Source organism: Flavobacterium sp., from assembly GCF_044373165.1.
Taxonomy (GTDB): Bacteria; Bacteroidota; Bacteroidia; order Flavobacteriales; family Flavobacteriaceae; genus Flavobacterium.
In genome coordinates this window covers 1-16455 of the sequence record NZ_JBILQL010000013.1, presented here as the reverse complement: position 1 = coordinate 16455, position 16455 = coordinate 1, and the positions used below count along the sequence as shown (strand labels likewise).

Here is a 16455-nt window from a genome sequence, read left to right as displayed (position 1 = left end):
TTAAGAATGATATTAACCATCAAGCCCGACAAAATAAGACCGTAAAGGTTAATAAAATGAAAATTTAACTGTGGGTTTTGAAGTGTTTTCTCAATTTCAAATTGAGTTCTTTTGGGTTGAAAGGTTTTAAAATATACTCGTTGATTCCGAGTAACATGGCTTTTTCCAAATAGCCGTAAGAGGCTGAAGCGGTAAGCGCAATAATAGGAACCGAAATGTCTCGGAAACGAATGTTAATAGTGGCTTCATAACCATCCATTACCGGCATGGCTAAGTCCATTAAAATGATGTCGTACTTACCGGGTTCGTACATTTCTGTGGCAATCAGACCGTTGAGTGCTACTTCAACCTTTACATTCCATTGCGATAGAATTTTCTCGGCTACTTTAACGTTGATTAGGTTGTCTTCTACCAAAAGTACCCGCAAACCGTCGAGATTCTCTTCTATATAATCGTGGTAAAGAATATCACTGTTTAAGTCGGTTCGCTCTGAAAAATACGGAACATTAAGCGTAAAACTGAAATTAGATCCTTTGCCGATTTCACTTTCCAATTCAATGTCTGAATCGAGCAACTGCAGTAACTTTTTAGAAATCACCAATCCCAATCCGGTGCCGCCGAATTTCCTGGTGGTAGTGTTTTGAGCTTGTTCGAATTTTTCAAAAATCTGCTTGAATTTATCGAGTTCAATACCAATACCATTATCAATTACTTCCACTTTAAATTTGGAATTGTTTTGGTCACTTTCTAGCTGATTGACTTTAACCTTAATAACACCGTTTTCGGTAAATTTAATAGCGTTAGAAATAAGATTGGTCAAAATCTGTCCGATGCGAAGCGGATCGCTGATAATATTGGGTATGAATTCAGCATCTATTTCAATTTGAACTTTGTTGGCATTTTCCTCGGCTTTAACTTGGAGTGATTTTACGATTTGCGTAATCAATTCTTTTAAATCAAAAGGAATGTTTTCGAGTTCCACTTTTCCGGCTTCAATTTTACTGAAATCGAGTATGTTGTTGATCAACAAATACAGGTTTTGCGCCGAATGTTTTAATACTTCTATATTTTCCTGAAAACTCGACAAAGAGTTTTCTTTCTCCATAATGTAAATCAAACCGATGATGGCATTGAGCGGCGTTCTGATTTCGTGACTCATTACAGAGAGGAAATCCGACTTGGCTTCGTTGGCTTTTTCCGCATTAGATTTGGCCAAATAAAGCTGTCTTTGGAATTCTTTTTTGAAGTTGATTTCTTGGTTTAAAATATTCAACAATTCAATCAAACTGCCTTCTTCATCTACATTTACTTTTTTGTCATTCAACTCATTGATGGCGTAGACTAATTTTTTGTGGACTTCTTCTTTTTTCAGCAATTCGGCTTTCAATTTAGTATTGACTTCCGAATATTCGCGGTCATTTAATTGGGAAGATTGCTCAAACAACTCGGCATCTCTTTCATAATTTAAATAAGACAGGTTAACGACCTCAATAAACTTTTTAATCTCCGGATGATCGGCGACTAAGTCGGCTGACAAATACTTGTTAATTTGCCGTTGAAGTTGACGGTGTAGCTTGTTTTTATCCATTAGAATTATGATTCATAAAGCGTAGTAATGGTCATGGTTTGATTGTGTAACTCACAGGCTACTTTATCTAAGGTTGGTGAAATTTCACCATAAGAATAAAAGCCACACACCAATAAATCATGGCCAAAAACCTCTTTAACCGCTTCAATTTCTTCCTCTATCCTATTGTCTAAAACAATTTTTCGACCTACACAACTGACTAAAAGTGCCAATTGAGGCAGTTGTTGATTCGCTTCTTTAATTTGTAAAGCGGCTTGGAAAGAAGCGTCGATTAATTTGTCGAAATTTCCTTTCATCAAGCGAATCTTGGAACCTTCCGGAATATTACCGGAGAATGTCATTGACTTGTTGTTTTCATCAATAGACAATATCGTTCTAACTACTTGAGGCTTGTCGTTTTCCTTCATGGAAAGTGGAAAATACAAAGACGAACCCGGCAATTCATCGGCATATTTCCCCAAATATTCTTTGTATAAATCCAAGGCAAATCGATCGCCTATTTTGTACAATACATTTTTATCCGATTTTGTTACTTCGCGTTCCGGACCAAAATCTGTCCAACCGCCTTCCGAAGCAAATCCGAAATGAATGTGTTGACCGTAAAACCCTATGGCTACAATTTTTCCTGTTGAGGCATCGCTGTTTAAACCAACTATGGTTTTTTCGAAATTGTACTCATCTCCAGCCAATCCCCCAAAAATGGGAATGTTTTCACCGGTTTGCAGGATTAGCTCATTGATTAATTCGGTACCGTTGATCAAACTGCCTTCCGAAAGGATTAAAATCGATTTCAAGTCGTTGTCCAACAATTCGGTTTTGATTTTATTGCCCAAAAAATGAATGTCGGTCTGCAACTGAATATCAACTTGTATGGTTTTGATTTTTGTTTTTTCGAGTGCAACCGCTGTTGCTACAAGATTATTTTCTATCAAATGGGTATTTGCTATTTGCCCGGAAGTCGAACAAATGATAATGTCGCCATTAGGAAAAAGGCTTCTTAATTTGTTATAGGGTTTGGCTTTTTCAAGAAACTTTCTTTCCCCGAAAGCAAGAACAAAGCTGGTATTGTTGGCATGAAACGAATCGGAGGTAGAAAGAATCGTTTCTTGGTTGTGGTCATTTACAATTAGCTGTTGAAGTTTCATAGCATACTGATTTAGGCTTCATAAAGTAAATGATTTTTTATCAATAAGCAAAAAAAGCTGTTAAATTTCTTTAACAACTTTTACTTTTATAATTTATTTTAGTAGGAATTTCAATTATACATTGAATCGGAAATGCATTACATCGCCGTCTTTTACGATGTATTCTTTCCCTTCAACTTTAAGTTTTCCGGCTTCTTTGACTTTAGCTTCAGAACCGTAATGAGCAAAATCTTCATAAGCAATAACTTCGGCACGAATAAACCCTTTTTCAAAATCGGTATGAATTACTCCGGCCGCTTTAGGTGCTGTATCCCCTATATTAATGGTCCAAGCGCGAACTTCTTTGACACCGGCAGTGAAATACGTTTGCAGCTTTAATAATTTATATGCGGCACGAATTAACACAGAACTTCCGGGTTCGGTTAAACCCAAATCTTCAAGGAACATTTGACGCTCTTCGTAAGTCTCCAATTCGGTAATATCGGCTTCAGTGCCTACGGCCAATACAATAACTTCTGCATTTTCGTCTTTCACCAATTCGCGTACTTGATCAACATAAGCATTTCCGGTAGCGGCAGCTTCTTCATTGACATTACAAACGTATAATACCGGTTTGGTGGTAATTAATTGAAAATCTTCCATTAAGGCTTCTTCCTCGTGGTTTTGAGGCACCACCGTTCTGGCTGACTTGGCTTGTAACAATGCTTCTCGAATTCTATCCAATAATGCTTTCTCTGTTTGTGCTTCTTTGTTACCGGTTTTAGCCGCGCGGTTTACTTTTTCCAAGCGTTTTTCAACAGTTTCCAGATCTTTTAATTGCAATTCAATATCGATGGTTTCTTTGTCGCGTATAGGATTTACATTGCCGTCAACGTGAACAATATTATCATTGTCAAAACAACGCAACACGTGAATAATAGCGTTACATTCTCTGATGTTAGCCAAGAATTGATTTCCCAAACCTTCTCCTTTGCTGGCGCCTTTTACCAATCCGGCAATATCTACTATATCAACGGTTGCCATCTGCACACGCTCGGGTTTTACTAATTCTTCTAATTTATTGATGCGAGGATCAGGAACGTTTACCACTCCGATATTAGGTTCGATCGTACAAAAGGGAAAGTTGGCGCTTTGCGCTTTGGCATTGGACAAACAATTAAATAAAGTTGATTTTCCCACGTTAGGTAATCCTACAATTCCTGCTTTCATTATTATAACTATTGATTTAAAGTGCGCAAATATAGCGCAATAAAACCAAGTAACAAAGCAGTTCTAAAAGCAAAATAGAGGATTAAGGTGTGCGATCTTGCAGTTGATTAATGATGGCTTGTTCTTCTTCGGTTGTACTTAATCCGGAAACATCCCAATAAGTTGATAGTATGGTGTTCTTCTTGTTGTAAAGTGTTTTGTCTTTAAAGACTTCACTGTCTTTGTAGCTGTAATTTTGAGTGCTGAAATTGGTGGTTACAAAATAATTCTTGACTTCAATATCAGTAGTTTTATTTTTGTCAACTCGTTCAAAACCAATTTCTTCTTTAGAAGTAACTAAATAATAATTTTCACCTTCTAAACGATAAATTGCTTTGAATGTCGACTTATAAATATTCTTGGAACCAACCGCTTTTTTTTCTTTGACATTAGACAAAGTTGTCGGCGATACTGTGGTATTGATTTCAATTATGATTTTCTTCTTCCAATCGTAAATAATCTTGAAATCATCCCGCAAAGCTTTGGTATTATCAATTGGCGTAACAATCATGATGTTGTAATCTTGGTTGGCTGAATATGACTTGATTACGTAGTCGTATTTCTTTTTCCCGCCAATATCCGTAATGGGATTTATGTATTTGAAATCATAGTAATTCTCCATGATATCGTTGAGATTGTACCCCAAAACATCACTGTTAATTTGATCATAAACCAAACCAAAAGCCCTGTTTTGCTCTACTAAAATATTGCTTTTGAAGTTTTTATCTTTTCCAAACAATTGAAAATTCATCAATCCGTCATTGTAATAGGTGTAATTCCCATCCATTTTAAAAAACTCTCTTGTGTAGACTTTCAAGCGTGCCGGAACGGTTAACTTTTTTATAGAATTATCCACCAAATTCTTTAATATCTTTTGCGGATGTTGTTTGGTGACTATAATTTCATCCAAATCGTTCACATTGCTTTTGAGGTAAATTACATTATCGGTTTTGAGCAAAGCTGAGGAGCGAACGGTAACTTTGGCATAAGACGAATGTGTTACCTGAATATTAGATGAACCATTAAGAATAAAGGTTACTTTTCCTTCGCTGTTGCTTAATAAAGACTGCTTGGTTTTTAAAACATAAACGGTGGCGTCTTCAACCGGTAAATTGGTATCGGCATTTTTTAAAACAATCGAAACTTCAATGCTTTGAGCAGAGCCTAAAAAAAAGGAAGCCAATAAAAACAGCAGGTAAAAATGTTTCATTTACAGGATTTGGTTTGAACAAATTTAATCATTTTTAGCAATAATAAAAATACTGTTGAGTGTTAGTTAATTTGTTAAAATACTTTTATTATAAATGTTAAAATGACGTAAAAAAAACAGTAAATTGCCCTCATTAACTTCTAACCAACCAATTTATGAAAAAAATTACTCTTTTATTATTTTCACTGCAATTTGGGTTTATAGCAGCACAAGACAATCCGAATGCGACTTCAAAAGACTCAACTAAAGCAAACGAACTACAAGAAATAAAAATTGTAGGTTCCAGAAATTCCAAACGAACCGTTGTTAATTCGGCTGTTCCTATTGACATTATTGATGTTAAAAGTGTAACTACCCAAAGCGGTAAATTGGAAATCAACGAATTACTACAATATGCAGCTCCTTCGTTTAACGCCAACAAGCAATCGGGTTCCGATGGTGCTGACCACGTTGATCCTGCTACATTGAGAGGAATGGGACCGGATCAGACTTTGGTTTTAATTAATGGCAAAAGAAGGCACCAATCTTCGTTGATTAACCTTTTTGGTACCCGAGGTCGCGGAAATACGGGAACCGATTTGAATGCTATTCCCGCCACTGCTATCAAACGAATTGAGATTCTTCGTGACGGTGCAGCTGCTCAGTATGGTTCCGATGCCATTGCCGGAGTTATCAATATAGTATTGAATGACAATGTAGACGAATTAACCGGAACAATCAGTTATGGAGCCTACAGTACTAACGCGGATGGGAACTTTCCGGCCGGAACACCCAATACAGGCAACAACTTTTTAGATACCAATGCCGATGGAAATAAATTAGCTGACGGCAGAAGTTTCGATGGGAATTCCATCAAAGTTACTACCAATTACGGTACTAAAATTGGAGACAAAGGCGGCTTTGCCAATTTCACTGCCGAGTACATCAACAAAGACAAAACCCTTCGTCCGGGATTTGATTTCAGAAGAGGTTTCGGTGAAGCTTCAATTGAAGGATTTAATTTCTTTATGAATGCTGCCATTCCGGTTTCAGAAAATGCTAAGTTTTATGCTTTTGGAGGCAGAAACTTCAGAGATACTGATGCTTATGCATTTACCCGTAACAACCCTTCGCCTCGAATAGTTACCGATATTTATCCCAATGGCTTTACCCCTAGAATTACTTCACTAATTGTAGATAATTCCATCTCCGCAGGTTTCCGTACCAAAACGGCTAGTGGTTGGAATGTGGATATTAGCAATACCTTCGGGAAAAATCTTTTCCATTATTTCATCAAAGGTACTTTGAATGCTTCATTAGAAGAAGCGTCTCCTACAGAGTTTGATGCCGGTGGTCATACTTTAAGCCAAAACACAGTCAATTTAGACTTGTCCAAAAACTATGATAATGTTTTAAACGGTTTTAACTTGGCTTTTGGAGCCGAATATCGTACGGAACAATTCACCATTTTTGCCGGTGAAGAAGGATCTTATGCTACTTATGACGTGAACGGACAACCGATAACAGACCCGCTGAATCAAACCATTCCTAACGATCCGGTTACCGGAGATCCAAGACCGGGAGGTGCTCAAGGTTTCCCGGGTTACAGTCCGGATAATGTAGTAAACAGAAGTCGTTCTAACGTTTCATTGTATGCTGATGGCGAATTGGATGTAAACGAAAATTTAATGATCTCTTCCGCTTTGCGTTTTGAAAACTACAGTGATTTTGGAAGTACTTTAAATGGTAAATTGGCAGCTCGATTAAAAACCGCTGGTAATGTTAACTTCAGAGGTTCTATCAGTTCAGGTTTCAGAGCGCCTTCCTTGGCCCAAATTTACTATAACTTAAGATTTACCAACTTCTCCTCTACCGGTGCTTCAGAGATTTTGTTATCGCCAAATAACAGTCCGGTTACCCAAGCTTTCGGAATCGGGAAATTAAACGAAGAAAAAGCCATTAACGGTTCCTTAGGTTTTACGGCGTCTTATGGCGATTTCACTGCTACTATCGACGGTTATATGGTAAATGTGAAAGACAGAATTGTATTGACCGGTTATTTTGATGCTTCCGCATTGAATATCGGTGTTGACCAAGCCCAGTTTTTTGTGAATGGTGTTGATACCAAAACAACCGGTTTGGATGTTGTGATTTCTTGGAAAAAGAAATTTGGAGACAATTCATTCGGTGCTACTTTAGTGGGTAATATCAATAACATGAAAGTAGATGCAGTGAACAACGGTACTTTAGATGAGCAGACTTTCTTTGGAGAGAGAGAAAAAGCCTTTCTTTTGGCATCAGCGCCGGACAATAAATTTGGCTTGAATTTAAACTACGCTCGCAAATGGTTTGATGCCGGATTGGCCTTTACCCGTTTCAGTGAAGTTAAACTGTTGGATTACCAAATGTATGAAGACGTAGCTGATTATGGTTCGTTTGCCAACCAAATCAAAGCGGCTACAGATACTTACGGTGTAAAAATCGTAACTGATTTGACTTTTGGATTTAACCTGTCAAAAAACACCAAATTAGTTATGGGAAGCAACAACCTATTCAACGTTTATCCTGACCAACAAGATGATTGGGTTGAAGCCGGAGGTTATTGGGATGCCGTACAAATGGGATTCGGCGGTGCTTTTTATTACGCCAGAATGAATTTCAAATTCTAACTATCAAAAAAAAACCTGAGTTTTAAGCTCAGGTTTTTTTTATTCGTTGTGTAAAAAGGATTGACGGTTGAGTAAAGTCTCTTCGCTTTCCACATGGTTGTCATCAGGTACGCAACAATCTACCGGACAAACTGCAGCACATTGGGGTTCTTCGTGGAAACCTTTACATTCTGTACATTTACCGGGTACTATATAATAAATATCATCTGATATTGGGGTTTGAGCTGCCTCAGCGTCAACTTCAGAACCATCGGGTAAAATTACTTTTCCTCTCAATTTGGTTCCGTCTTTATAGCGCCAATCATCAGCACCTTCATAAATAGCAGTATTGGGACATTCCGGTTCGCATGCACCACAGTTGATACATTCGTCAGTTATAATGATAGCCATTTTTTTATAGTTTGGAGTTTGAAGCTTAGAGTTTGGAGTTATACCAGTTTGGAATTTTCAAATTACTCCCAACTCAATACTTCCTACTCATTACTTTTTCACTAATTTTGCGCAAAATTACAATCAAAACCATTCATAAACAAGCTACTGATGTTACAAATCGAGAAAAAAAATTGTTTTATCCAATTGGGAAAGTTTTTAAGCCAATTTTCTTGGGAACAAAACCGTAAAAATGAAGCAGTTCTCCACAATGATTTGTTCTTTGACAGCTTTGTAGATTTAATTCATTTGTCGCAATCCCACAATGGTTGGTTTACGCCCGAACAAGTGTATCACGCCATACAATCATGGGCAAAAGCTTTACAAGAAAACAATTTAAACCAGTGGTTATCCAATTATAATGTCTCAGCAGTAGAGCCTAAAAACGTGGGCTTAATTTTGGCCGGGAATATTCCGTTGGTTGGTTTTCATGATTTTCTTTCGGTGTTGATTTCCGGACATAAAGTTTTGGTAAAAGCCTCTTCAAATGACCAACATTTGATCCAGTTTTTGGCCAAATATTTAATTGCGGTCAATCCCCAAATAGAAAGTCACATTACTTTTACCGACGGCAAATTGGAAAATTTTGATGCCGTAATTGCTACCGGAAGCAACAACACCGCTCGGTATTTTGAGTTTTATTTCAAAGACAAACCGAGTATCATTCGCAAAAACAGAAATTCGGTTGCGGTTTTAACCGGAAATGAATCGAAAGAGGATTTGGTCAATTTAGGCGAAGACATTTTTCGCTATTTCGGATTAGGCTGTCGTAATGTTTCCAAATTATTTGTTCCGAAGGATTACGATTTCCAACCTTTCTTTCAAGCGATATACGAATACAAAGACGTTATTTTTTACGAGAAGTATTCTAACAATTACGACTACAACAAAGCCGTTTTCTTAATGAGTAATTTCAAATTGCTCGACAATGAATTCCTGACCTTGAAGGAAGACAGCAGTTACGCCTCGCCTATTTCATCTGTCTTTTACGAATACTATGATGATTTGGAAGATTTGAAAATGCGATTGGAAAACGACAAAGAGCAAATTCAGTGTGTGGTTTCCAAGAATTTAACAACAAACAGTATTCCATTTGGCAAAACCCAACAACCGGAACTTTGGGATTATGCTGATGATGTGAATACTTTGCAGTTTTTGTCGAAAATCTGATTGAAAGATTCCCAATAAATGTTATAAACTAAAACGATTTCGTTAATAACATAGCCTTATTATTGCGGAATTCTAACCCTTTATTTTTACCCTATTTCCGAAATTTGCACTTTAATTTTTTGGAAATTGAACATGAAAAAACACAACTACAGCGCCGGACCTTGCATATTGCCACAAGAAGTTTTTGAGAAATCAGCTCAAGCCGTTTTAGATTTTAATCAATCAGGTTTATCCATTTTAGAAGTTTCGCACCGAAGTAAAGATTTCGTAGCCGTAATGGAAGAAGCGAGAACTTTGGTTTTGGAATTGTTAGGTTTAGAGGGCAAAGGTTATCAAGCCTTATTTTTACAAGGCGGTGCCAGTTTAGAGTTCTTAATGGTACCTTATAATTTGATGAAGACTAACGGCAAAGCCGCTTATTTAGATACCGGAACATGGGCCAACAATGCTATCAAAGAAGCCAAATTATTTGGTGAAACGGTAGTGGTTGCTTCTTCGGCAGCCCAAAATTACAATCATATACCAACAGCTTATAGTATCCCGACAGACGCGGATTATTTTCACTGCACGAGCAACAATACAATATTTGGGACACAAATGAAGTCGTTTCCAAAAACTGATGTTCCTATGGTTTGTGATATGAGTTCTGATATTTTTTCGCGCACTTTAGATTTCTCTCAATTTGACTTGATCTATGCCGGAGCTCAGAAAAATATGGGTGCCGCCGGAGCCACTTTGGTAGTTGTTAAAGAAGAAATTTTAGGTAAAACTGGGCGTGTGATTCCGAGTATTTTGGATTATCAAAAGCATATAAAAGCCGAAAGCATGTACAATACACCATCGGTTTTTGCGGTATATACATGTTTGTTAACCTTACAATGGTTGAAAAAACAAGGTGGTATTGCTGCTATTGAAAAAATCAACGAAGCCAAAGCCAATTTACTTTACACGGAAATCGACAGAAATCCGTTGTTCATTGGAACAGCCAATCCTGCAGACAGAAGTTTTATGAATGCCACGTTCCTATTGGTAAATCCAGAGCATCAGGAAACTTTTGACAAAATGTGGAAAGCCGCCGGAATTTCCGGATTGCCTGGTCATCGCTCTGTGGGTGGCTATAGAGCATCTATGTACAATGCTTTGCCTTTGGAAAGCGTACAAGTTTTGGTAGATGTGATGAAAGAGTTAGAAGTCGTTTACAATAATCAATCTCAGTTAGCAGAAAAATAGCCCCGATTGCAATGGCATCCTTTTTATTTCGTTTTGCAAAACGAGATAAAAAGATAGAATGGAAAGCGGGAAACAGCTCCTAAAATAATTTAAATATTAAAATTCAGAATTTATAATAATGAAAGTATTAGCCAACGACGGAATTTCAAAAAGCGGGATTGCTGCCTTAGAAAAAGGCGGGTTTGAAGTTATTACCACCAAAGTAGCACAAGAACAGGTTGCCAATTATGTAAATGCCAATGACATTTCGGTGGTATTGGTGCGCAGTGCCACGAAAGTCAGAAAAGACATTATTGACGCTTGTCCGGGCTTAAAAATTATAGGTCGAGGCGGTGTTGGTATGGACAATATAGATGTGGAATATGCCAGAAGTAAAGGGATTCACGTAATCAATACGCCGGCTTCTTCTTCGGAAAGTGTGGCCGAATTGGTATTTGCACACTTATTTACCGGTGTTCGATTTTTGCATGATGCTAACCGAAACATGCCATTAGAAGGCGATACCAATTTTGAAGGTTTGAAAAAAGCGTATGCCAACGGTATTGAATTGCGCGGGAAAACTTTGGGGATTATTGGATTTGGTCGCATTGGTCAGTCGGTTGCCAAAATGGCTTTAGGTTTAGGTATGAAAGTTATTGCTGCCGACAAATTTGTAGACAAAGCCGAAGTAAGAGTTGATTTTTATAACGGACAATTCATCAATGTAGCATTTGAAACCGAACCTTTGGAAGATGTGATTAAACAGGCTGATTTTATTACACTTCACGTTCCTGCACAAGACGGTTATGTAATTGGTAAAGCCGAATTTGAGATGATGAAAGACGGCGTAGGCATAGTAAACTGTGCGCGTGGCGGTGTGATTGATGAAGTGGCATTATTAGAAGCTTTAGACAGTGATAAAGTATTGTTTGCCGGGTTGGATGTTTTTGAAAAAGAACCAACCCCTGAAATTCAGATATTGATGCATACCAAAATTTCTTTAACACCTCATATTGGTGCGGCCACATTAGAAGCCCAAGACCGAATAGGTACTGAGTTGGCCGAGCAAATCATCAGCCTACTTAAATCGGAAAAAAATTAAACTTTTGAAAAACTCATTAAGCCATACTGAAAAGTGTGGCTTTTTTATTTTAACATTTTAAAAAGGAAAATTTCCAATGAATATGTTTAATTTTATAGAAAATTGAGTCCATGAAAACCTTAGTTTCTGTTATTGTATTGCTACTGATTATTACGGGTTGCCATAGCTCAAAAACCGTGACTGATCTCAATGGTAATGCATCGACTAAAGTTTCCGATACGGTTACAATTGCGAATGACAGTTTAGAATATGAAGTTACCATTATTGATCCCGGGTTCAGTTCATGGTTGGTTGGTAGAGCTTTGCCAAGAGGTTATTATTCTGAAAACTATTTGGAAGTAAAAAACCAATTGTATGTCATCGAGTGGAACCGCAGAGCGATGCAGCCTGCATTATACGATCCGAACTTGTATGAAATGCAGATTAACTATGACATAAATATTCACTACGGTTACGAAGTAAACTATCTGATTTACAATTATTTTATCTATTTTCAAAACCAATACAACCAAAAGTTAGCCGGATTTGTTCCAAGACAATAAACCTTTATCTTTGTAGAAAATCTATTTATGGCCCATTTTAAAGAACGCTGGAACATCAAATCGAATGGGCAAGTATTTGTTATTTTGGTTGTTTTTGCTGTAACAGGTTCTACTTCAGCATATCTTTCTAGACCGGTGTTGGAATTATTCGGCATCGTAAAAGGTGACGTTTCCAATTGGATTTATTATCCTTTGTACATTATACTTATCTTCCCTATTTATCAGGTTTTATTGGTTAGTTTTGGTTTTATTTTCGGGCAGTTTACTTTCTTTTGGGCTTTTGAAAAAAAGATGTTGAAAAGCATGGGATTAGGTTTCCTGTTTCCCGATAAAAAAAGCCCCGAATAAATTAATACTCAGGACTTACCAAAAAATACTCAATTAACTTAAATCTATTTTTCTCTAATTAAATTAAAGAAATCATTTCTATTCTCTTTATCATTGAATATACCACCGTATTGAATGGTTGAAGTATAGCTGCTTTCGTCTTCAATTCCTCTGCTGGAAACACATAAATGCTTGGCTTCCATCACAACAATAACACTTTCAGTATCCAAAACGGTTTTTAATTCGTTGAAAATTTGCATAATCAATCGCTCTTGTACTTGCGGACGACGGGAATAATAATCTACAATTCGGTTGAGTTTGGACAATCCAATCACCTTTCCGCTGGACACATATCCGATATGGGCTTTGCCGATGATAGGCAAAAAGTGGTGTTCACAAGTAGAATTAAAACTGATATCGGCTTCTACCAACATTTTATCGTATTGGTAAGAATTGTCGAAAACGGATATTTTAGGTTTATTCGCCGGATTCAAACCCGAGAATATTTCGTCGATAAACATTTTGGCTACACGATGAGGCGTTCCTCTCAAACTATCGTCTGTCATGTCTAATCCCAATTCTTCCATGATTTGATAGAAATGATGCTCGATGACTTTTTTCTTTTCTTCGTCTGATTTATCGAAAGCATCAATACGAAGCGGTGTGTCTGCAGAAGTCATTTGATGATTGTCGCCTATCAGTTCAAATAATTCTTTTTCAATGGTAGTGTTCATAAGAATTAAAATTTTTGTTCAACAAATGTACAAAATCATTAAACAAAAAAAATCAATTAACATAACTTTATTAATTATTCAAGCATAAAAAAAATCGATTCGAAGTTTATAAAGCAAAATACTTTGTTACTTTGTGAAAAATTCAATTGATGATTACGGCTAAAAATATCCATAAATACTACGACAATTTACAGGTACTCAAAGGAGTTAATTTACACATCAAAAAAGGGGAAATTGTATCAATTGTTGGTGCTTCCGGCGCCGGAAAAACAACTTTATTACAAATCTTGGGCACATTGGATAACGCTTCAAAAGCAGAGAATACTTCACTTGAAATAAATGGCGAAAACGTATTAAAAATGAGCGATAAAGAAATTTCTAAATTCAGAAATTTACATTTGGGTTTTATTTTTCAGTTTCACCAATTACTACCCGAATTTACCGCTTTAGAAAATGTTTGCATTCCGGCTTTTATAGCGGGCAAAGACAAATCGACTACAGAGGCCGAGGCGAAACGTTTGTTGCAATACTTAGGTTTGGCGGAAAGAGGTCATCATAAACCCAACGAACTTTCCGGTGGTGAACAACAACGTGTAGCGGTAGCTCGAGCTTTGATCAACAAACCGGCTGTTATTTTTGCTGATGAACCTTCGGGGAATTTAGATACAACATCGGCTGAAAATTTGCACCAATTGTTTTTCAAACTCCGCGATGAATTTGGACAAACCTTTGTCATTGTTACCCACAATCAAGATTTAGCCAATATGGCCGATCGAAAATTAATTATGAAAGACGGCTTAATTGTTTGAAAATATGGTGCTTATTCTGCTTAGTTGGTTGTATATTTTAATTACGGCTTCCTGTTTGGGAATAAGCTTTTCAAAACTCCTCGGCATACAATCTCAAAATATTGTCGTTACAAATCTATTAGGCTTGTTTGCAGTGACTTTACTCGCCAGTGTTTGGGCTATTTTAGGTCCAATCAACCTTGTATTTTCTCTATTCCTTCTGGCAATTACAATAGTTTCATGGTATTTTGTCAAAACCGATTGGCTGTCGATGTGGAAAAATATTTACGCGAATTTTTCTGCTTTCACTCCTATCCGAAAAACATTTTTTACTTTAAGTAGCTTGCTGATTTTGGCACAATCTGCTACTGAACCATTTATAGTGGATAACGAAACATACTATATCCAAACCATCAAATGGCTTAACGAATATGGTTTTGTTCCGGGTTTAGCCAATTTGCATTTGTTTTTGGGGCAAACCAGCGGTTGGCATATTACACAAAGTGTGTATTCCTTTTCCTTTGTTTATGAGAACTTTAATGATTTAAACGGATTCTTATTGGTTTTGATAAACTTTTGGTCCTTTGAAAAACTCCATTCTTTTTTTAGCGCCAACAACCGATTAGACTTGGTTTGGGGTTTACTGCCACTGACCTACCTTTTCTTATTCCAATTTATCAATGCACCATCACCGGATTTAGCGGTTTATGTTTTGGCGTTTTTAGCGTTTTCCATTTACACTACAGACCTTAATGCTTCGGAGAAAATGAAGTTGCTGAGTGTCTTGTTACTTTTTGCAGCGTACATCAAGATAACAGCCGTAGTGCTTTTGATTTTACCAATCATTTTATGGATTAGGCACTTTCGACAAATTAACTACCCACTTATTCCCATTCGATTACTCGCCGGTTTAGTATTGTTTTTATTGGTGATAAAGAATAGTATACTTACCGGTTATCCTTTGTATCCATTGACTATTCTACCCTATTCTAATGTGGATTATATAGTACCGAAAGACTTGGTATCCTATTTTTTCAGCAACGATATGATGCATTCGTTTTATTTACCGTTTGGCACCTACAACAAGGCTTCCTTTGTAGAGATTGCCAAACATTATTTTTGGCTAAACAAATTCGGAGGTTTTATCGGAGGAACAACTGTATTGCTAGTGCTTATCACACCTTTTATCATTAAAAAATATTATCCAAAGCAAGGTTTAATCGACATTTATTGGGTATTTGTTGCGCTTTTAATTTTACTGATTCTAAGTTCTCCTCAATACCGATTTTATGTCTATTTCACCCTTTTCTTCGGTTTGTTGGTGTTTGCCCTACTTTTATCTAAAGAAAAAATCATCCTAACCTTGTTAGGGTTAAGTTGTCTTTGCTGCGCTGTTTTGGTTTTGGTTCCAATGTCGTTTAGCCGTTTAACCAACAATCCATTATTGACACAAAATAGTATCTTAGAATGGAATACAATCGTCTTTCCGAAACCAATCAGTAAAAACAATATCGCTTACAGTCATGAAACCAAAGGGAATTTGCAATATAACGCTCCGCAAAAAACTGAAATATTCTGGATTACCGGAAACGGCACTTTACCAACCGTAAGTAAGGAACAGCTTGATTATTTTGAGACGTATTTTCACGTAGTTCCACAAATGCGAGGACAAACTTTAAGTCATGGTTTTAAAGCCCAAAAAGTAAAACAAAATGACTAAAGCCGAACTCAAAGATTTTTTAGACGAGAAAGTCGCGCTTTACAACAATCCCAAATTTATAGAAAGCGATCCTATTCAGATTCCGCATCAATTTTCATTGAAAGAAGATATTGAAATTGCCGGTTTTCTGACAGCTACAATCGCTTGGGGAAACCGCAAGATGATTATTAATAATGCCAAGCGAATGATGGACTTGATGGGAAATTCACCTTACGATTTTGTAATGCAACATCAGGAAAGTCAATTGGAAAAATTAGACTCTTTTGTGCACCGAACTTTTAATGGTGGTGACTTTAAAACCTTTATTGTAGGGTTGCGCCATTTGTATGAAAATCAAGGTGGATTGGAACACTTTTTTACCCAAAACCAAGAACCTCAATCGATGCAAAATGCAATAGCCGCATTCAAAAAACACTTTTTTGAAATTGAGCACCAATCAAGAACAACCAAGCATATTTCCGATCCAACGCAGGGTTCAGCTGCCAAGCGCATCAACATGTATTTACGATGGATGATTCGCCATGACAATAAAGGTGTAGATTTTGGCCTTTGGAAAAACATTCCAACCTCAATTTTATCTTGTCCGTTAGATGTT

The 16455-nt window shown here is 36.9% G+C and carries 15 protein-coding genes; 9 read left to right on the top strand and 6 right to left on the bottom strand.

Features of this window, described 5'->3' with window-relative positions:
- Positions 1-64: 64 nt before the first annotated feature.
- The 4 genes from ACIQ32_RS03450 to ACIQ32_RS03435 form a co-directional block, all read right to left on the bottom strand.
- Positions 65-1588, bottom strand: a complete 1524-nt coding sequence (locus ACIQ32_RS03450; protein ID WP_396194284.1) for an ATP-binding protein — start codon at positions 1586-1588, stop codon at positions 65-67.
- A gap of 5 nt (positions 1589-1593) precedes the next feature.
- Complete coding sequence (locus ACIQ32_RS03445; protein WP_396194283.1) at positions 1594-2733, bottom strand: FIST signal transduction protein; 1140 nt, start codon at positions 2731-2733, stop codon at positions 1594-1596.
- A gap of 114 nt (positions 2734-2847) precedes the next feature.
- Positions 2848-3942: a redox-regulated ATPase YchF gene (gene ychF, locus ACIQ32_RS03440; protein WP_396194282.1), complete on the bottom strand. Its 1095-nt coding sequence runs from the start codon at positions 3940-3942 to the stop codon at positions 2848-2850.
- An 82-nt stretch (positions 3943-4024) separates the two neighbouring features.
- Positions 4025-5191, bottom strand: coding sequence for a hypothetical protein (locus ACIQ32_RS03435; protein ID WP_396194281.1), 1167 nt, complete (start codon positions 5189-5191; stop codon positions 4025-4027).
- A gap of 155 nt (positions 5192-5346) precedes the next feature.
- On the opposite strand from ACIQ32_RS03435, the gene ACIQ32_RS03430 reads away from it, so the two are divergent.
- A complete protein-coding gene (locus ACIQ32_RS03430; RefSeq protein WP_396194280.1) occupies positions 5347-7839 on the top strand; it encodes a TonB-dependent receptor plug domain-containing protein in 2493 nt (830 codons plus the stop codon).
- Between the two features lie 39 nt (positions 7840-7878).
- Here ACIQ32_RS03430 and ACIQ32_RS03425 read toward each other — a convergent pair whose 3' ends face one another.
- Positions 7879-8229, bottom strand: a complete 351-nt coding sequence (locus ACIQ32_RS03425; protein WP_396194279.1) for a 4Fe-4S dicluster domain-containing protein — start codon at positions 8227-8229, stop codon at positions 7879-7881.
- A 150-nt stretch (positions 8230-8379) separates the two neighbouring features.
- Here ACIQ32_RS03425 and ACIQ32_RS03420 point away from each other — a divergent pair, with 150 nt between their 5' ends.
- The 5 genes from ACIQ32_RS03420 (at position 8380) to ACIQ32_RS03400 (ending at position 12639) form a co-directional block, all read left to right on the top strand.
- Positions 8380-9438 carry an acyl-CoA reductase gene (locus tag ACIQ32_RS03420; RefSeq protein WP_396194278.1) on the top strand — a complete coding sequence of 353 codons (1059 nt, stop codon included), beginning with the start codon at positions 8380-8382 and terminating at the stop codon, positions 9436-9438.
- A 132-nt stretch (positions 9439-9570) separates the two neighbouring features.
- Positions 9571-10668, top strand: a complete 1098-nt coding sequence (gene serC / locus ACIQ32_RS03415; protein WP_396194277.1) for a 3-phosphoserine/phosphohydroxythreonine transaminase — start codon at positions 9571-9573, stop codon at positions 10666-10668.
- A 118-nt stretch (positions 10669-10786) separates the two neighbouring features.
- A complete protein-coding gene (locus tag ACIQ32_RS03410; RefSeq protein ID WP_396194276.1) occupies positions 10787-11749 on the top strand; it encodes a D-2-hydroxyacid dehydrogenase in 963 nt (320 codons plus the stop codon).
- Between the two features lie 110 nt (positions 11750-11859).
- Positions 11860-12291, top strand: a complete 432-nt coding sequence (locus ACIQ32_RS03405) for a DUF6146 family protein (protein ID WP_396194275.1) — start codon at positions 11860-11862, stop codon at positions 12289-12291.
- Positions 12292-12318: 27 nt separating this feature from the next.
- The gene (locus tag ACIQ32_RS03400; protein WP_396194274.1) at positions 12319-12639 is read left to right on the top strand and encodes a DUF6787 family protein; all 321 of its coding nucleotides are present in this window, start codon (positions 12319-12321) and stop codon (positions 12637-12639) included.
- A gap of 44 nt (positions 12640-12683) precedes the next feature.
- Here the strand turns inward: ACIQ32_RS03400 and folE are convergent, their stop codons facing one another.
- Positions 12684-13352, bottom strand: a complete 669-nt coding sequence (folE, locus tag ACIQ32_RS03395; RefSeq protein ID WP_396194273.1) for a GTP cyclohydrolase I FolE — start codon at positions 13350-13352, stop codon at positions 12684-12686.
- 149 nt (positions 13353-13501) lie between these two features.
- Here folE and ACIQ32_RS03390 point away from each other — a divergent pair, with 149 nt between their 5' ends.
- From ACIQ32_RS03390 to ACIQ32_RS03380, 3 genes are all read left to right on the top strand, one after another.
- Positions 13502-14161, top strand: coding sequence for an ABC transporter ATP-binding protein (locus tag ACIQ32_RS03390; protein WP_396194272.1), 660 nt, complete (start codon positions 13502-13504; stop codon positions 14159-14161).
- 4 nt (positions 14162-14165) lie between these two features.
- Positions 14166-15860: an LIC_10190 family membrane protein gene (locus ACIQ32_RS03385; protein WP_396194271.1), complete on the top strand. Its 1695-nt coding sequence runs from the start codon at positions 14166-14168 to the stop codon at positions 15858-15860.
- Positions 15853-16455: TIGR02757 family protein (locus ACIQ32_RS03380; RefSeq protein WP_396194270.1), on the top strand; the 603-nt coding region annotated here is incomplete at its 3' end. The genes ACIQ32_RS03385 and ACIQ32_RS03380, both read left to right, overlap by 8 nt.

Coding starts and splice junctions, on each gene's coding strand:
- ACIQ32_RS03450 (WP_396194284.1), bottom strand. CDS start 1,588: ATGGATAAAAACAAGCTACACCGTCAACTTCAACGGCAAATTAACAAG.
- ACIQ32_RS03445 (WP_396194283.1), bottom strand. CDS start 2,733: ATGAAACTTCAACAGCTAATTGTAAATGACCACAACCAAGAAACGATT.
- ychF (WP_396194282.1), bottom strand. CDS start 3,942: ATGAAAGCAGGAATTGTAGGATTACCTAACGTGGGAAAATCAACTTTA.
- ACIQ32_RS03435 (WP_396194281.1), bottom strand. CDS start 5,191: ATGAAACATTTTTACCTGCTGTTTTTATTGGCTTCCTTTTTTTTAGGC.
- ACIQ32_RS03430 (WP_396194280.1), top strand. CDS start 5,347: ATGAAAAAAATTACTCTTTTATTATTTTCACTGCAATTTGGGTTTATA.
- ACIQ32_RS03425 (WP_396194279.1), bottom strand. CDS start 8,229: ATGGCTATCATTATAACTGACGAATGTATCAACTGTGGTGCATGCGAA.
- ACIQ32_RS03420 (WP_396194278.1), top strand. CDS start 8,380: ATGTTACAAATCGAGAAAAAAAATTGTTTTATCCAATTGGGAAAGTTT.
- serC (WP_396194277.1), top strand. CDS start 9,571: ATGAAAAAACACAACTACAGCGCCGGACCTTGCATATTGCCACAAGAA.
- ACIQ32_RS03410 (WP_396194276.1), top strand. CDS start 10,787: ATGAAAGTATTAGCCAACGACGGAATTTCAAAAAGCGGGATTGCTGCC.
- ACIQ32_RS03405 (WP_396194275.1), top strand. CDS start 11,860: ATGAAAACCTTAGTTTCTGTTATTGTATTGCTACTGATTATTACGGGT.
- ACIQ32_RS03400 (WP_396194274.1), top strand. CDS start 12,319: ATGGCCCATTTTAAAGAACGCTGGAACATCAAATCGAATGGGCAAGTA.
- folE (WP_396194273.1), bottom strand. CDS start 13,352: ATGAACACTACCATTGAAAAAGAATTATTTGAACTGATAGGCGACAAT.
- ACIQ32_RS03390 (WP_396194272.1), top strand. CDS start 13,502: ATGATTACGGCTAAAAATATCCATAAATACTACGACAATTTACAGGTA.
- ACIQ32_RS03385 (WP_396194271.1), top strand. CDS start 14,166: ATGGTGCTTATTCTGCTTAGTTGGTTGTATATTTTAATTACGGCTTCC.